The organism is Gracilibacillus phocaeensis, assembly GCF_900626275.1.
Classification (GTDB): Bacteria; Bacillota; Bacilli; order Bacillales; family Amphibacillaceae; genus Gracilibacillus; species Gracilibacillus timonensis.
In genome coordinates this window covers 245,960-262,642 of record NZ_LR131144.1, presented here as the reverse complement: position 1 = coordinate 262,642, position 16,683 = coordinate 245,960, and the positions used below count along the sequence as shown (strand labels likewise).

The following is a 16,683-nucleotide window of genomic DNA, read 5'->3' as shown; positions in this document are numbered from 1 at the left end:
ATCTACCATGATTTATTTACAAATCATTAAAATTCATTTGCAAACGGTGGGTATTTATGCTTACCATAACCCTATATACCTAAATCAGTTATCCTGACTTTGATTATATAGTATCACCTCTAATAAAAAAGCAAGATGATCCGTTATTCTCTAGTTATCAACTCATTCTTACAGACAGTGTTTTGCGATTTAGCGGTTTTTTTTCCGTTAGATCCATTCTTACGGACACAATTTCGTGATTTAGCGTTTTTTTGTCTGTTAGATTCATTGTTACGGACACAATTTTGCGATTTAGAGATTTTTTGTCTGTTAGATCTGTTCTTACGGACACAATTTTGTGATTTAGCGTTTTTTTGTCTGTTAGATCCATTCTTACGGACAACATTTCGTGATTTAGCGATTTTTTGTCTGTTAGATCCGTTCTTACGGACAACATTTCGTGATCCACCGTTTTTTTGTCTGTTAGATTCAGCTTCCTGGCATATTATTCATGGATTTGTGCCTGATTGATCCAAGCTCGTTCACCCAAAGTTCCATACAAAAAGGGTCTATAACCTAATAGTAGATTACAGACCCTTTCATTCGTTCCATAATTCGTGAAAATAATCAATCGGAACGGCTAACCCTATTTTTCCATATTCATCATGGTTCAAGGTGGCAAAAATAACGGCTATTACCTCACCTTGATCATCAATAACCGGGCTGCCGCTATTTCCCCGATAAACCGGCGCGTCCAACATATACACAGGCTTCTCCCAAGAAGATAAGGTAATCGAACCAATAATATCTCCTTGATTAGCTATACCATTAAATTGTAGTGGATTACCAATAAACGTCACTTCTTCCATTGTCTCTGGCTGTGCTTGCTGACTTAATGGTAAATGGGGCAAACCGGAACCTTCCACATCTAACAGAGCCAGATCAATCTGGGGAAAAGACGCCACTACTTCTCCTTGAAACAACCCTTCATCTGCGAAAGCGACCGTTATGTTTGGTTGATCTTCAATTACATGATGATTCGTTATAACATAGCCATCCTCTGAAATAGCAAATCCTGTCCCTTTGTTGTCAGCTCCTTCAATGACAACAACGGCCTCCCGATATTGCTTAACGGCATCATCTTGCATCATAGCGATCGATGTCTGGAGAAATTGAATAGCTGGTATGGAAAAAGTCTGCGGAAAAATCGCAATGACTTGAATAAACATAACAACAGCAATCAGCCAGAAAATCCATCTAGGAAAACGTTTTTTAGGCTGTTCTTCTTCTTGCTGCTCTCGTTCTTGAAGTTTACGACGCTCTTCCTCAATAAGCACATACATTTCTTCAGGTTCAATATCTTCATATAAATCCTTATCAATAATATCGTTCGTTTGGTCGTCGGTGTTCTTCATCATCCACCATCCTCTGACGATTTGACAGCATTATTATACCATTTTATTGATTACAATGATAAACTAAAAGAGGTTGTTCAAAATCCGACAAAAAACATATATATTTTTTTTTGGTTTTTGAATTCGTAACTAAAGTAAAGATAGAGGAGTGATAGGATGTTATTAGATGACATACTGGCATTTAATGAGAAATTTGTAGAGGAAAAAGGATATGAGCGCTACGTAACGGATAAAATCCCAAACAAACGAGCCGTTATTTTTACCTGTATGGATACTCGCCTCATTGAATTATTGCCGCAGGCCTTAAACCTCAAAAATGGAGACGTCAAAATGGTTAAGAATGCTGGTGCCATTTTGAAAGACCCTTATGATAGTGTGATGAAGAGTATTCTAGTTGCCATCCACGCTTTGCAAGCAGATGAAGTGTTTGTAATCGGGCACCATCGTTGTGGTATGACAGGGCTTGAATCTGATGGTTTTGTAGAATTGATGAAGGAAAGAGGGATTGACCAAACAGCGATTGATCGTCTTGATAAGGCGCCAGAGGAATGGCTGAATGGTTTTGAAGATGTCAACGACTCCGTGAAACAATCCGTCCAGACGATCGAAAACCATCCGCTTCTCCCAGCAGACGTTCCTGTGCACGGTCTGGTTATTGATCCGAAAACAGGTAAGCTTGATCTTGTGCAGAAAGGGTACTAAGATAAAACAGACTGTCGCCAGTTGGATGGTTTCTTCAACCACCTAGACGACAGTCTTATTTATATTCTCAGTTCACAGATCACGCCTCATAATCAAACTCATCTGGATGTTTACCTAAGCGATGATTTGCGTCCATCTGTTCTATTTTGTGAATATCTTTTGCAGAAAGTTCAAAATCAAAGATATCTACATTTTCTTGCTGGCGTTCTTTATGAACCGATTTTGGGATGGTGATTATCCCGCTTTGATACTGCCAGCGTACGATAATCTGAGACGGCTTTTTATCGTATTTTTCAGCCAGTTCTGTTAAGACAGGATGATCAAAATAACGGGCTTTTCCTAAAGGCGCCCATGCTTCTGTCAGGATTTGATGGGCCTCGCCAAAGGCACGCACTTCCTTCTGCTGCAGTTGTGGATGTAATTCAACTTGATTTACGGCAGGAACGATTTTCGTTTCCTTTAGCAACTCCTCTAAATGATGCGGTTCAAAATTACTTACCCCAATTGCTTTCGCCTGACCGCTGCGATAAATATCTTCCAATGCCTTATATGTCTCGATAAACTTTCCTGTCACTGGCCAATGGACTAGATATAAATCGACATAATCCATCTGAAGTTGCTCTAAGCTGCGTTGGAAGGCTTCTTTGGTTTCTTTAAACCCTTGTTCATCATTCCAAACTTTGGTGGTTACAAACAATTCTTCACGAGGAATACCACTGTCCTTAATTGCCTGCCCTACTCCTTCTTCATTGGCATAGAGGGAGGCCGTATCGATATGACGATAGCCTAGTTCTAGCGCAGACCGTACCGCATAATAGACCTCATCCCCAGGCTCTGCTTTGTAGACACCTAATCCGATTGCTGGAATCTTCGTACCATTGTTTAGTGTTAATGTGCTCGTTAAACTCATAGATCATTGCCTCCTTTTCCACTATTTTAATATAATAGCCAAGCTTAACCAAAATAAAAGACTTATTTTGCTTGTTGTTTAATGGTATTAATGACTTTTTCTTTTGCCTCGCTAGCATGATAAGCCATCATTTTTTCTTTCATCGTAATTTTATCTGCTTTTAGCTGTTTTAGTGAACGGATCAAGGATTCTGTCGTTAACGCTTCTTCTTGCAATACCTGAGCATATCCTTGCTTTTCAAAAGACTCAGCATTGACAATTTGATCTCCTCGGCTCGCTTGCAGGGATAAAGGAATCAAGAGCATCGGCTTGTTCAAAGCAAGGAATTCAAAGATAGAATTAGACCCAGCCCGGGAACAAACCATATCCGTTATCGCTAATAAATCCTGAAGTTCGTCCTGTATATATTCGTATTGTCGGTAGCCTTCTTCTTGTATCGAGTGATCGATATTACCTTTACCACAGATATGTACGATCTGGAACTCTTTCAGTAGCTGTTCTAGCCCATCCCTTACAGCCTGATTTACCTTTTGTGAACCGTTACTACCACCCATCACCATAAGTACATTCTTTCCAGAAGTAAAACCGGTAAAAGCAAATCCTCTTTCACGACTGCCTGTATATAACGCCTCGCGAACGACTGCTCCAACCCATTCCGCCTTATCTGCAGGAAGATATTTCATCGTCTCTGGAAAAGTGGCAAGCACTTTTTTCGCAAAGGGAATCGCGAGTTTATTCGCCAATCCAGGTGTATAATCGGATTCATGAATAACCGCTGGAACACGACGCAGCCTTGCAGCGACTAGTACAGGTACCGAAACAAATCCTCCTTTAGAAAAAATCACCACCGGCTTTTTCTTTCCAATAATGCGAGCAGCTTGTATCGTCCCTTTCATGACTTTGAAAGGATCCTTGAAATTTTCCTTAGAGAAATAGCGACGTAGCTTTCCCGTTGAAATAGGGTGATAGGTCACCCCTTCTATTGGCTCTATCAAAGATTTCTCGATTCCGTTATGAGACCCGATATAATCCACCTGCCAGCCTTCTTCGAGGAAAACAGGGATAATCGCCAAATTAACCATGACATGGCCGGCTGATCCACCACCAGTGAAAATAATTTGTTTACGTTCCATATGCAAATCCAACCTCTCTATTCACAATATATGTTATAATCCCTCTAGCTTATGTGCAAAAAATACGGCATCACGCTGTGCTTTTTGTATCTTTTTATTTCACTAACAAAAAGGAAGATACATCATGTTTCAAACCAAAACGCTTAAAGAAAAAATAAGACTCTTTTTGATTATACTGATACCTATTCTAATCACGCAAGTAAGTATGTATTTAATGAACTTTTTTGATACGATTATGTCTGGTCAAGCTGGTCCGGCTGATCTTGCTGGGGTGGCTATAGGCTCTAGTCTATTTGTTCCTGTTGAAATGATGGTTGTTGGGATTTTAATGGCCATATCGCCAGTTGTTGCTCAATTTTCCGGGGCTAAACAGCAAGAAAAGATCCCCTTCACCGTACAGCAAGGTCTCTATTTAGCAGTTGCTATAGGTGTTACTGTAACGGTGGTGGCTATTTTTCTGTTAGAACCTATTTTATCATTAATGGATTTGGAAGACAGGGTGGCTTATGTAGCAAAATATTATATTATCTCGATTGGGCTGGGTATCATTCCATTATTTGTCTATAATCTATTGCGATCTTATATGGATGGATTAGGACAAACACGATTATCAATGATTATTATCTTAATATCTCTTCCCATTAATATTTTACTGAACTACTTGTTTATTTTCGGCAATTGGGGATTTCCTGCCCTAGGAGGTATTGGAGCTGGCGTAGCTTCTGGTTTAACCTTCTTTATTAACGCAATCATTGCTATCTGGATTGTCCATTATGTCCGTCCTTTCCGTGAACATCATATTTTTCGCCGTTTACGGAAACCGGATGTAAAAGAATGGTTAGCTCATTTAAAATTAGGCGTGCCCATTGGTTTTTCCATTTTTTTCGAAGTTAGTATTTTCTCTGCCGTCACTTTTATGCTAAGTGTGTATAGTACTAATACGATTGCTGCACATCAAGCGGCCATGAACTTTGAATCATTACTTTATATGATCCCACTTAGTATCGCCATGACGTTAACGATTACCGTCGGCTTTGAGATAGGTGCCAATCGAGCTCGCGATGCCAGGGTTTATTCCTACATCGGGATTGCTTCCGGAATTGTAGTTGCTGTCTTAGCTGGGGCTGTTATTTATCTACTCGATGATCCAATCGCTCGATTATATAGTGATCATCCGGAGGTATTGGCATTAACCAAACAATTTCTTTATTACGCGATTTTCTTTCAATTTGCAGACGCAGTTGGCGCCCCGGTTCAAGGAATACTCAGGGGGTATAAGGATGTTAATATTACCTTTTGGATGTCGCTTGTCTCCTATTGGCTGATCGGATTGCCAAGTGGGTGGCTATTTGCCCATTATACAAGTCTTGACGCCTTTGGTTACTGGCTTGGCTTAATCATCGGACTCTTTGCCGGAGCGATTACCTTGTTTGGCAGAATGTACTACTTACAAAATAAAGCGAAGAGAGTAAAGATAGCTGAATCTTAAACATTTGAAGGTGCAGCGGAATGCTACACCTTCAAATTCATCACGATTAACCTTTCTTCTGTCATTTCATTGATCGAATATTTCGGACCTTCTTTACCGTTACCACTATCTTTCACACCACCATACGGCATCAAATCTACCCGGTATTGAGAGCCATCGTTAATCATAAAGCCGCCAACTTCCACGTGTTTAGCTGCATAGTAAGCCGTATCGATATTTTGAGTGAAAATACCACCTTGTAAACCATAGGGAGACTGGTTGATTTCCCTTATACATGATTCTAGATCGGTATAGCTTATAATACTGGCGACGGGTGCAAAGATTTCCTCACAAACAACTCGCATGTCTTTGGTTACATTTGAAATAATGGTTGGTTCCAATAGCGCTCCATGGCGTTGTCCTCCATGGATGACTTCTGCGCCATCTTTTTGTGCTTCCATTATCCATGTTTCTGCTCTTTCCGCTTCTTTTTCATCAATCATCGGACCGACATCTGTATCAACATCAGCTGGATTTCCCACTTTTAGATGCTGCATTTCTTCAGTTAATTTTTCGATAAATGCTTGTTTTATCGCTTCATCGACATAAATCCGCTGAACCGAGATACAGACTTGCCCGGCAAAGGCAAAGGATTGTGCGGCAAGGGTTTTTGCAGCCAACGCAATATCCGCTTCCTTATCCACAATTACTGGTGAATTATTCCCCAGCTCCAAGATCAACCGGTTTAAACCGGTCTCTTGTTTTAATTTCAAACCGACCTCTGCACTGCCTGTGAACGTGTATAAAGCAATGCGTTTATCCTTCATCATTTGATTGCCGACGGTTGAACCAGAACCCGCGATAACTTGGAGTAATCCCTTAGGCAAACCTGCTTCCTCTAAAATTTCGGCTAACTTAAGCGCGGAAACCGGTGTTTTGCTCGCTGGTTTTAACACAACGGCATTTCCTGCAGCCAAGGCTGGCGCTAGCTTATGAGCAACTAAATTCATTGGAAAATTAAACGGGCTGATCGCACCAACAACCCCAACAGGAACCTTGATGGTAAATGCCATTCTATTTTCCGAACCTGGTGCCGCTTCTACTGGAACACCTTCCCCATGAATCCGCTTTGCCTCCTCTGCAGCCCATAGAAAGGTAAGAGACGTACGATCAATTTCTGTTTGTGCCTGCTTTAAAGGCTTCCCTGCTTCTTTGGTAATAATCATCGCAAGCTCGTCTTTTTGCTCGCTAATGAGTGTTGATGCCTTGTGCAATATTTGATATCGTTCAAATGGCGTTAATTGTTGCTCACTAAATGCTTTGGTAGCACTGGCTATTGCTTTGTCTACCAGCTGTTCATCAGCTTTCACTACCGTTGCATATAATGTTTGCGTATATTTATCTAAAACGTCAATCGTCTCACTGGAGTCCGTCCATTCTCCATCAATAAATAATTGAAAATGTTTCATCGTGCTAGACACCTCTTTTTTGATTGTTTATTAACAGTATTCCACTTTCTTTTTTGCAGTAAACCATTAGATCGTTTCCTGTAAAGATTTAAAGTTTAAATAGATACAGTCTTTATTCCTATTGGATCATAAAAAATAACCCCTCACTGCAGTTTTGTGAGGGATTATTTTCGCTTCATTGCTTGAGTCGGGGTTCACCCTTCATGCTGATACAGGAACTATAGCATTGGCATTCTTGATATAATAGGATGTGGAACGATTTTGACCTTGAACGAACCGAGAGTCCGTATCTAGGGTACGAAAGGAACGAGCAGAGTTTGCTCGTTTTTTCTTAATAATGATACTTATAAAAACAATCCAGCCATGGTAGCAGATAAGGCAGATGCTAAGGTAGCTCCAATTAACAGCTTCATACCAAAGCGCGACACGGCTTTCCCTTTCTCACTATCAATACCTTGAACCGAGCCTGCAATGATGCCGATCGAACTAAAATTCGCAAAGCTAGTCAGAAAGACAGTCACAATACCTATTGTTTTCTCCGATAAATCTCCCATTATCGTCTGCAGTTCACCCATTGCTACAAACTCATTAGTAATAATCTTTGTTCCCATAATACTACCTGATTGCAGTAATTCCCCTGGCGCAATGCCCATCAAATAAGCCAATGGAGCAATCACATAACCAAGTACATCTTGAAGGGTTGTCCCAGCAAAAATTGCTGCAAAGACCCAGTTAACCAACTCTAGAGCTGCGATAAAGGCAATCAGCATAGCCGAAACAATTAATGCAATCTTCCCACCGTCTAAAGCACCAGTTCCCATTGCTTCAAATAAACTTTTTGCTTCTGAAACGTTCTTCACATCTACTTCATCATCATCTTTTTCCACCTTCACTGGTGCAATGATCGATGCCATGATGAGGGCGCTAAACATATTAAGCGGTATTGCAACCAATACATATTGTGCAGGCAGCATTTGCAGATAAGCACCGACAATAGAAGCAGATACCGATCCCATCGCCGAAGCACTCACAATATAAAGTCGATTATCGGATAAATGATGGAATTGCGATTTAACCGCTAATAGCGCCTCTGATTGACCGAAAAACATACTGTTTACCGCATTAAACGATTCGATTTTCGGCAGTCCCGTTATTTTCGAAATAAACCACCCAAAATACTTGATAATAATGGGCAATATTTTCAAATAGGTTAATACCGATAAGATGGTAGAAAAGAAAATAATGATCAATGCCACATTAAAAAAGAAGACACCTTCTCCTTCTATCCCACCTAGAACAAAATCCACACCGCTCGTTCCGAATTCAATGAGTTTATTAAACAGTGCGGATATTTTATTGATAATGGTTTCACCGATGGTTGTCATAAACATAAAAGCCGTCGTAATGGCCTGTGCAACTAGCATAACACCGATTCCTACATAATTAATGCGCTTTCGATTGTTCGACATGAGATAGGCGATACCTAATAGAAGAATAATAGCTACTAATCCTAATAAAATACTCATATACTGCTCCTCCTCCAACATGGTTAGAAATTAATGGGTGTTTCATCTTCATTCTAGCATGAAAAAGAGGAGCAGCATATTATTTTTTTTGAGAAATTTTTTACAATCTGTAAGCCGTTTCACTCTCTAGTTTGAGCGGCATGAAAGAAATGCTTCATCGCATAATATACATCGGCTTTATTACGCAACATATATTTCTTAAAATGAGAATGATCAATTTCTTTAAAGGCTTGCATGAGTGTAGAAAAACGATTATATTGATTCACTTCACCATAACCGAACAAACTAGCCTCTTCTAATAATTGCTGCACTGCTTGAATCGATCGGCGGTTATCAGATGTGAGATTATCCCCATCTGAAAAATGAAATACATAGATATTATAACGACTTGCTGGGTATTTATTTTCTATTAGCTCTAATGCCTTTCTATACGCCGATGAACAAATGGTTCCACCGCTCTCTCCTTTGGTGAAAAAGGATTCCTCATCAACTACCTTCGCTTCCGTATGATGAGCGATAAACTCCACATCGACGGTTTCGTATTTCTTTTTTAGAAAACGGGTCATCCAAAAGTAAAAGCTTCTTGCCACATACTTTTCCCAAATTCCCATCGATCCGCTTGTATCCATTAAAGCGAGTACAACCGCCTTTGATTCCGGCTTTTCTATATGATCCCATGTCTTAAAACGCAGGTCATCCGGATAAATCGGCATAAACGATGGATTCCCTTCCAAGGCATTGCGTTTGTAGGAAGCAAGCATTGTTCTTTTCTTATCGATATTACCAATTAAACCTTTTTTACGAATATCACGAAATTCTACATCGGTGATCGTAATATTCTCCTTCTCTTTCTCTTTTAAGTTAGGCAAGGTAAGTTCTGCAAAAAAAGTTTCTTCTAAGGTTTCAAAATCTACTTCTGCTTCATAATAATCACTTCCTGGCTGATCACCTGCATTGCCGGGTTGTTGTCCCTTTTTTGCCTGCTCAGGGCTTTGTGCAACAACGTCGCCTATTTGACTATCTCCCTTGCCTTGACCCACGTGTTGTTTGGTGGAATGATTATAACGGATCTTATACTCATCTAACGAACGGATTGGTATTCGAATAATCTCTTTACCCTTAGACATGATGATGCTTTCCTCACTAATCATATCTGGTAACTTCTTCTTCATTACTTCCTTTATTTTGTCTTGGTGACGCTTTTGATCATCGAATCCTTTTCGATGGAGGGACCAATCTTCTTCTGCAATGATAAAATTATCTTTAGCCATGCCAACCCTCCTTCGTGTGTATTAATTTATTCTATGCAAAGGCACGAAGAATGATTAAGCTTTTTTTGGAGAATGGGGAATGGTGATGATGACCATTGGTTGGTTTTTTCTTCGGATTTTGGTCGTCATTTTCAGAATGACGACCATTTTGACGGCTTTCTCTCGGATTTTGGCCGTCATTTTCAGAATGACGACCATTTTGGCGGCTTTCCCTTGGATTTTGGCCGTCATTTTCGGAATGACGACCATTTTGGCGGCTTTCCTTCGGATTTTGGCCGTCATTTTCGGAATGACGGCCATTTTGGCGGCTTCCCCTTGGATTTTGGCCGTCATTTTCGGAATGACGACCATTTTGACGGCTTTCCCTTGGATTTTGGCCGTCATTTTCGGAATGACGACCATTTTGGCGGCTTCCCCTTGGATTTTGGCCGTCATTTTCGGAATGACGACCATTTTGGCGGCTTTCCTTCGGATTTTGGCCGTCATTTTATAACTGACCTTTGAGCTCCGTCCGCTCCCGTGCCCTATCATAAAAAAGCGCGAAAAGAGTACTAAATAACTCTTCTCACGCTTTCCGTCATGTGATACGAATGTGTTTATCCCTCTAACAATAAATCATAAGGGTCTTCTAGCAATTGTTTCAGCCGAACAAGGAACTGTACAGCTTCTTTCCCGTCAACAATACGATGATCGTAGGAAAGGGCAGTGTACATCATTGGACGAACTTCAATGGAATCATCTGGCATTACCATGGCACGTTTTTGAATCGAATGCATACCTAGAATACCAACCTGTGGCGCATTAATAATCGGTGTTGACAACAGCGATCCAAAAATACCTCCATTTGTAATCGTGAAAGATCCTCCTTGAAGATCACTAATTTGCAGCTGTTTTTCTTGCGCCTTCTTACCTAGATCAGCAATTTCTGACTCAATCCCGGCAAAATCCAAACGATCGGCATCTCTGACAACTGGTACCACCAAGCCATCATCGGTAGACACGGCAATGCCGATATCATAGAATTGTTTCAATAAAATCTCATTTCCTTGAATTTCCGCATTTAAATATGGGAATTCGCGCAAAGCACTAACGACTGCTTTCGTAAAGAAGGACATAAAACCTAATTTAATACCATGTTTTTCTTGGAACTTATCTTTCCGCTCACTTCTAAGTTTCATAATCGCAGTCATGTCCACTTCATTAAACGTTGTCAGCATGGCAGCTGATTGTTGTGCCTCCACTAAACGATTGGCGATGGTTTGACGACGACGTGTCATTTTCTCACGTTTAACCGGCTTCCCTGCTGGATCTTGTTGTTCTTGTTCTTTTTCTGGCGCTTTCTTTTCTGGCTTGGAAGATGATGAACGATCCACTTTATTGGCGTTATCTACATCTTCCGTACGAATCCGACCTAATGGATCTGACGGTGAAATATCATTCAAATCAATTCCCAACTCACGAGCACGCTTTCTTGCAGCTGGTGAGGCAACTACTTTTTGATCCTCACCCGCAGTTTTAGGTTCTGAAGGTGTTTGTGAAGCAGCTTCTGTTTTGGATTGCTGCTTTTCTGTCTGCTCACTTGCATCTGAGCTTGAATCGGTACTTGCTTCCGGTTCATTTTCCTCTTCAGCCGATGTATCGCCACCTGCTTCGCCATTTTCATCTATCTTGGCAATGACTTCACCTACCTCAACATCATCGCCTTCTTGTTTGATATGTTCGGTTAACACTCCGGCATACTCTGCATTAACCTCCACGTTTACCTTATCCGTTTCCAGCTCACAGACTGGATCACCCTTTTCAACGGAGTCACCTTCTTTAACAAGCCATTCTGCTATCGTACCTTCTGTAATGGATTCTGCTAATTCCGGGACCTTAATTTCCTTCATTGGTTTCTCCTCCTTCAGCCATATCTAATGCATTTGTGATTATTTTTCGTTGTTCTGTTTTATGAATATGCTGATCACCTACGGAAGGCGAAGACCGTTCCCCACGTCCAACATAATGCAACTCTAGCTTCGTATCTTGCAACATCTTAAACAAACGCTCTTTCACAAAATTCCATGCTCCCATATTACGAGGTTCTTCCTGTACCCACACAACCTCATCTAAGTTCTCACAAGCTTCAATAATCTCTGCAAGCTTTTGTTCAGGAAATGGATAGATTTGCTCTAGACGCACCACATGAATTTGTTCATATTTCTGTGGTTGTTCACTCATTGTTTCTTCAATATCTACCATAACTTTCCCTGTTCCAATCAACAATCGTTTTGCTTTGTTAGAGGTTAATTCTAAACCAGGCTGTGGGATGAGCGGCTGAAATCTGCCACTTGTAAATTCATCTATTTCAGAAATAACACGCGAACTCCTTAGTAAACTCTTAGGTGTAAACAAGACAAGCGGACGGGCAGCTTCACTATCCACTAATGCAGCTTGACGTCTCAACAAATGAAAGAACTGGGCACTTTTAGTTACATTGGCAACAATCCAGTTGTTCTCTGCTGCCATCGTTAAAAAACGCTCTACTCTGCCGCTGGAATGCTCAGGTCCCTGCCCTTCATAGCCATGTGGTAGTAGGAGAACCATATTCGAGCGATCATCCCATTTGGCACGTGCAGCAGAAATAAACTGATCAAAGATGACTTGACCTGCATTAGCAAAATCGCCAAACTGTGCCTCCCAAATAACAAGTGTTTTGGGTGCCTTCACACTATAGCCATATTCAAATCCGATTACAGCCGCCTCCGATAGCGGACTATTATGAATATCAAAAGTTGCCTTGGCGTCCTCTAAGCCGTGCATCGGACAATAGGTCTCTGTTGTCTCGACATCATGCAGTTTTAAATGACGATGAGCAAAGGTTCCCCGCTCGGAATCCTGTCCTGTCAGCCTGATCGGTATGCCATCTTGTAGTATAGACGCATAGGCTAATGCTTCACCTACAGCCCAATCGGCTTTTCCTTCTTCTTCAAACGTGTTATGACGCTTGGTTAAAATCTTCTCCAACTTTTTCAGTGAATGAAAACCTTCTGGACGCTTTAATAAATCTTTATTTAACGTCTCTAATATCTCTTTAGGCACTGCCGTTTCAATATCACTTAATCCTTGCCGTAATGCTTGCGGCACTGGCATAGCTTCTGGGTTTTCATTCACACTTTCTGTCATATCATCATAAATACCTTGCAGTTTATCAAAAACCGCTTCCTTCATTTCTTCATAAGCGTTTTCGGATACAATTCCTTCTTGATGCAATTTATCTGCATAAATCGAGGCACATGTCGCGTGCTGATCAATGGCTTGATACAGCTCAGGTTGTGTTGCACGAGGTTCATCCATTTCATTATGCCCGTATCGACGATAACCAACCAAGTCAATCAAGATATCCTTTTGAAACTTATGGCGATAATCATAGGCTAAGTTAGCAGCGGAAATACACGCCTCAGGATCATCAGCATTGACATGAATAATCGGCACCTCAAAACCTTTTGCCAAATCACTAGCATACGTAGTGGAACGCCCTTGCCGCTGTCCCGTTGTAAATCCAAGAAGGTTATTCGAAATAATGTGCAAAGAGCCTCCCGTACGATAACCGTCCAATGCGCTCAAATTAAATGTTTCGGCAACTACACCTTCCCCAATAAAGGCCGCATCCCCATGAACCAAAATACCAAATGCCTTACTCACATCTTGTTCTGGTGCCCCCTTTTGAAAACGAAAATCCTGCACGGCCTTGGTGAAGCCTTCTACCACTGGATTAACGAATTCCAAATGGGAGGGATTATGCGCCAACGTAATTTTAGTTGGTGACGGTTTCTCTTCACCTACGGCACGCTCAGCACCGAAGTGATACTTCACATCTCCTGTCCATCCATACGTAATCGCTTTGGAACCAGGTGACGATGGAACCAGTTCTTTATCTGCGGAAGGATGAAACTCTGAAAATAACTTATCATAAGGCTTGCCCAAGATATGGGTCAGTACACTCAATCTGCCGCGGTGAGCCATCCCCATCATGATTTCTTCTGTATCATCATAAAAGGAATTCTGCACCATACGGTCGATCACTGGCACCATCATTTCTAAACCTTCAATGGAAAATCGTTTTTGCGCCACAAAGGTTTTGGCTAAAAAGTCTTCAAAGCCTTCCACATCTAAAATCTGCCCTAATAATTCTTGTTTTTCACTATCTGAGAATGGGAAGCGATACTTCCCTGACTCAATGTTTTCTTGAAACCAAGAACGTTCATCATCATTGTTCACATGATCGTATTCAAAAGAAATGGTTCCTGCATATTGTTCCATGAGATAGTCGACGACATCTTGTGCGGTCTGCACATTTTCAATATTTTGTTCCCATACCCAATCTGCGGGAATCGCTTCCAAAATGCTTTTATTAAGATTATATTGTGCTGGATCTACTAAAGAAGTATCACTGTGTATACCCGATCCAACTGGATAGATATTTGCCTTCAAGTGCCCATAACGTCTAATAGCCTCAACAAGTTTGATTGCTGAGGTTAACTGTTTGGCACTGATATTGGCAGAAAAATCTTTGTTCCCTGCTCCTGCTGTTTGTACTGCTACTGCTGCTTGGATTTCCTCTGGCGCCCCATACTGATCAAACATTTGTTTCAGGGATGGATCCACAGAGTCTTTATTTCCTAAATACAGCTCATACTGCTCTTCTACATATCCCATGTTGGGACCATAAAAATTTTCCCATATTTTCTCACTAGACTCATGCTGTGTCACGTCTTATACCCCCATTACATTTCACTTACTCCTGCTTTGATTTATTCCCATCCAAAAGATGCAATGTATAAACACTACATCTCTAAATATAACCTATTTTACTATGGGAAACAACAGATATGATGGGAATATTTGAATTCTTTTTTTCAAAACAAATCGTTACCATTACGGCTGTTCATCAAAGAAAAAACAAGCCGTTTCTTATTCATGAATATGATTTATTTTGACTCTATCTATTTCCGTTATATGGAATAACTTTGATACCTGAGACTGGTATTATTATTAAAAGTAGGATCCCCATTTTTGACGATAACTGACCTCCCTCTTGCTTAAGAAGGAAAAAAAGACTTAAATATCATGGCCGCCGCTCCATTTGCAATTGCCTTTTCGGGATCGTTTTCCTGATGAAACAGAATAGGCACTCGCTCTTGTCGATCAATATATTTCACGGCCGTTTCTACTACCTTCTCATAATAAGAGGGATAGGCCTGAATAAGAACACTATTCAAAACTACTCGATCCGGCTGTATAATATTAACAATATTCGCTAGACCAATCCCATATACTTCTGCCGATTCAAGCAAAACGGCTTCTATAATAGGGTCGTGCTGTCGCAGTCCATCTAAAAGCAGTTCCATTAAAAGGCTTTTCGTAAATGTCTCTGGGTAAAAAGGGGATGAGGTTTCTGCTAGATAGCGCCGATTCACTTCTTGTAATAAATAATCATAAGTAATCAGAGAAGATAGTGTCTGCCGAGTCTTAATATCAATAATCATTTCACCGAAAGAACTGACATCCCCTGTTTCATTTTTTAACAGACGTCCATCCGCTAATACGCCACAACGTAAGCCCCGACCACTAATGCAATAAAGAATCGATAGTTCGTTTAATTCTCCCTGACTATAGGTATGAAGTGTTGCTGCATTGGCACCATTCTCCAATATAATCTTCTCCTGTTGAAAACTCGGTAAATGATCAATCAAGCTGAAATTTCGCCACCCTGACGCCATAAATCCTTTTGTATCCAACATCATCCCACGCTTACGATCCAGTGGTCCAACCGTACCAATCCCAATACCCAAGAACTTGTCTCGAGGAATCTGATGTAGCTGAAGTAATTGCTGAATCGCTTGATCAATCTCTGCTAGTGTTTTTTCACCTGTATGTGTCTCTGTCATATTTAATGTATAATGATCTATTTCTTCCATTTCTATGTTGACTAATACAACCGTTGATTTCATACGAGATAGATCGACTCCAACCATATAGCCGGCATTTGGATTAATATGATAAAGGGCAGGTGGACGCCCGCCTGAAGACGCTTGGTATGCCGCAACGTCTATATATTTTTCTTGAAGTAAATAATCTAAATGTCTCGTTAATGTGGTCTGTTTCATACCTGTCTGCTCCAGAAGTGTTGCTTTGGTGCTTGGTCCTTGATCAAATATACATTGATAAACTTGTTTCATTCCGCTGTACTTTGTTGAGGTCTGTTGTAAGAAGTCTTTTAGCATATTGGTTTGCTCCTTTACTAATCCAAGGCACTGCAACAAAAGGGAAGCAGTCTCTTGTTCTCATTATTGATCGTGGTCGCAATGGATATGTATTCCTCTCTTTTCTTCATTATAACAAACGATCACCTATTCTCACCATTCCTTTGTATGTCCGATCTTTGCCTGGCTAACTTTTCATGAAAAAAGTCCTATGGAATTATCTAACCTTTCTGTTATACTAACAAACAATGGAAAAAGTAAAGGGCAGAACGTTCGAAGTTAAATACCCTTTCTGATAATTTGAAAAAGGAGGATTGGATGCGCTTTATATTGCTTATTTTGGTTACTTTTCTGTTTATGCTATCATACGTAGATCAATCATTAGCAGGATTTATTGTTGCAGCAGTTATTATTACATTAGACACCATCGTAAAACCTGACGGCAAACGAACCAATCATTTATTAAAATATCTGATCACCATCGCTGTAGTTTTCCTAGTATTCAGTTTTCGCAATCAAATTATGGCTATTTTTAATGGAGGAATTTTTTAGCTTTCCATGTGAA

General features: G+C 40.5%; 14 protein-coding genes. 3 read left to right on the top strand and 11 right to left on the bottom strand.

Features of this window, described 5'->3' with window-relative positions:
* Positions 1-157: 157 nt before the first annotated feature.
* Both E0E32_RS08960 and E0E32_RS08955 read right to left on the bottom strand, forming a co-directional pair.
* On the bottom strand, positions 158-436 hold the full coding sequence (locus tag E0E32_RS08960) for a hypothetical protein (protein WP_130859635.1): 279 nt from the start codon (positions 434-436) through the stop codon (positions 158-160).
* Positions 437-578: 142 nt separating this feature from the next.
* The gene (locus E0E32_RS08955) at positions 579-1,394 is read right to left on the bottom strand and encodes a S1C family serine protease (RefSeq protein ID WP_130860172.1); all 816 of its coding nucleotides are present in this window, start codon (positions 1,392-1,394) and stop codon (positions 579-581) included.
* Positions 1,395-1,550: 156 nt separating this feature from the next.
* Between E0E32_RS08955 and E0E32_RS08950 the strand changes: the two genes are divergently transcribed.
* On the top strand, positions 1,551-2,096 hold the full coding sequence (locus E0E32_RS08950) for a beta-class carbonic anhydrase (RefSeq protein WP_066191818.1): 546 nt from the start codon (positions 1,551-1,553) through the stop codon (positions 2,094-2,096).
* Positions 2,097-2,175: 79 nt separating this feature from the next.
* On the opposite strand, the gene E0E32_RS08945 is transcribed toward E0E32_RS08950, so the two are convergent.
* Both E0E32_RS08945 and murG read right to left on the bottom strand, forming a co-directional pair.
* The gene (locus E0E32_RS08945) at positions 2,176-3,006 is read right to left on the bottom strand and encodes an aldo/keto reductase (RefSeq protein ID WP_130859634.1); all 831 of its coding nucleotides are present in this window, start codon (positions 3,004-3,006) and stop codon (positions 2,176-2,178) included.
* Positions 3,007-3,068: 62 nt separating this feature from the next.
* Entirely contained in the window at positions 3,069-4,139 is a 1,071-nt protein-coding gene (gene murG / locus E0E32_RS08940; protein ID WP_130859633.1) for an undecaprenyldiphospho-muramoylpentapeptide beta-N-acetylglucosaminyltransferase, read from the bottom strand.
* A gap of 124 nt (positions 4,140-4,263) precedes the next feature.
* Here murG and E0E32_RS08935 point away from each other — a divergent pair, with 124 nt between their 5' ends.
* Positions 4,264-5,628: an MATE family efflux transporter gene (locus E0E32_RS08935; protein WP_066191811.1), complete on the top strand. Its 1,365-nt coding sequence runs from the start codon at positions 4,264-4,266 to the stop codon at positions 5,626-5,628.
* A gap of 23 nt (positions 5,629-5,651) precedes the next feature.
* Here E0E32_RS08935 and E0E32_RS08930 read toward each other — a convergent pair whose 3' ends face one another.
* The 7 genes from E0E32_RS08930 to E0E32_RS08900 all read right to left on the bottom strand — a co-directional run bounded on the left by E0E32_RS08930 (position 5,652) and on the right by E0E32_RS08900 (position 16,139).
* Positions 5,652-7,076, bottom strand: a complete 1,425-nt coding sequence (locus E0E32_RS08930) for an aldehyde dehydrogenase family protein (protein WP_130859632.1) — start codon at positions 7,074-7,076, stop codon at positions 5,652-5,654.
* 344 nt (positions 7,077-7,420) lie between these two features.
* The gene (locus tag E0E32_RS08925; RefSeq protein WP_130859631.1) at positions 7,421-8,602 is read right to left on the bottom strand and encodes a NupC/NupG family nucleoside CNT transporter; all 1,182 of its coding nucleotides are present in this window, start codon (positions 8,600-8,602) and stop codon (positions 7,421-7,423) included.
* A gap of 119 nt (positions 8,603-8,721) precedes the next feature.
* Complete coding sequence (gene yhbH / locus E0E32_RS08920) at positions 8,722-9,873, bottom strand: sporulation protein YhbH (RefSeq protein ID WP_130859630.1); 1,152 nt, start codon at positions 9,871-9,873, stop codon at positions 8,722-8,724.
* 54 nt (positions 9,874-9,927) lie between these two features.
* Complete coding sequence (locus E0E32_RS08915) at positions 9,928-10,359, bottom strand: hypothetical protein (protein WP_130859629.1); 432 nt, start codon at positions 10,357-10,359, stop codon at positions 9,928-9,930.
* Between the two features lie 110 nt (positions 10,360-10,469).
* A complete protein-coding gene (gene odhB / locus E0E32_RS08910; RefSeq protein WP_130859628.1) occupies positions 10,470-11,762 on the bottom strand; it encodes a 2-oxoglutarate dehydrogenase complex dihydrolipoyllysine-residue succinyltransferase in 1,293 nt (430 codons plus the stop codon).
* Positions 11,749-14,625 carry a 2-oxoglutarate dehydrogenase E1 component gene (locus E0E32_RS08905; RefSeq protein ID WP_130859627.1) on the bottom strand — a complete coding sequence of 959 codons (2,877 nt, stop codon included), beginning with the start codon at positions 14,623-14,625 and terminating at the stop codon, positions 11,749-11,751. The genes odhB and E0E32_RS08905 overlap by 14 nt, the downstream gene beginning before the upstream one ends.
* A 329-nt stretch (positions 14,626-14,954) precedes the next feature.
* Positions 14,955-16,139: an ROK family transcriptional regulator gene (locus E0E32_RS08900; RefSeq protein WP_066191796.1), complete on the bottom strand. Its 1,185-nt coding sequence runs from the start codon at positions 16,137-16,139 to the stop codon at positions 14,955-14,957.
* 297 nt (positions 16,140-16,436) lie between these two features.
* Between E0E32_RS08900 and E0E32_RS08895 the strand changes: the two genes are divergently transcribed.
* Positions 16,437-16,670: a hypothetical protein gene (locus E0E32_RS08895; RefSeq protein ID WP_066191793.1), complete on the top strand. Its 234-nt coding sequence runs from the start codon at positions 16,437-16,439 to the stop codon at positions 16,668-16,670.
* Positions 16,671-16,683 lie beyond the last annotated feature (13 nt).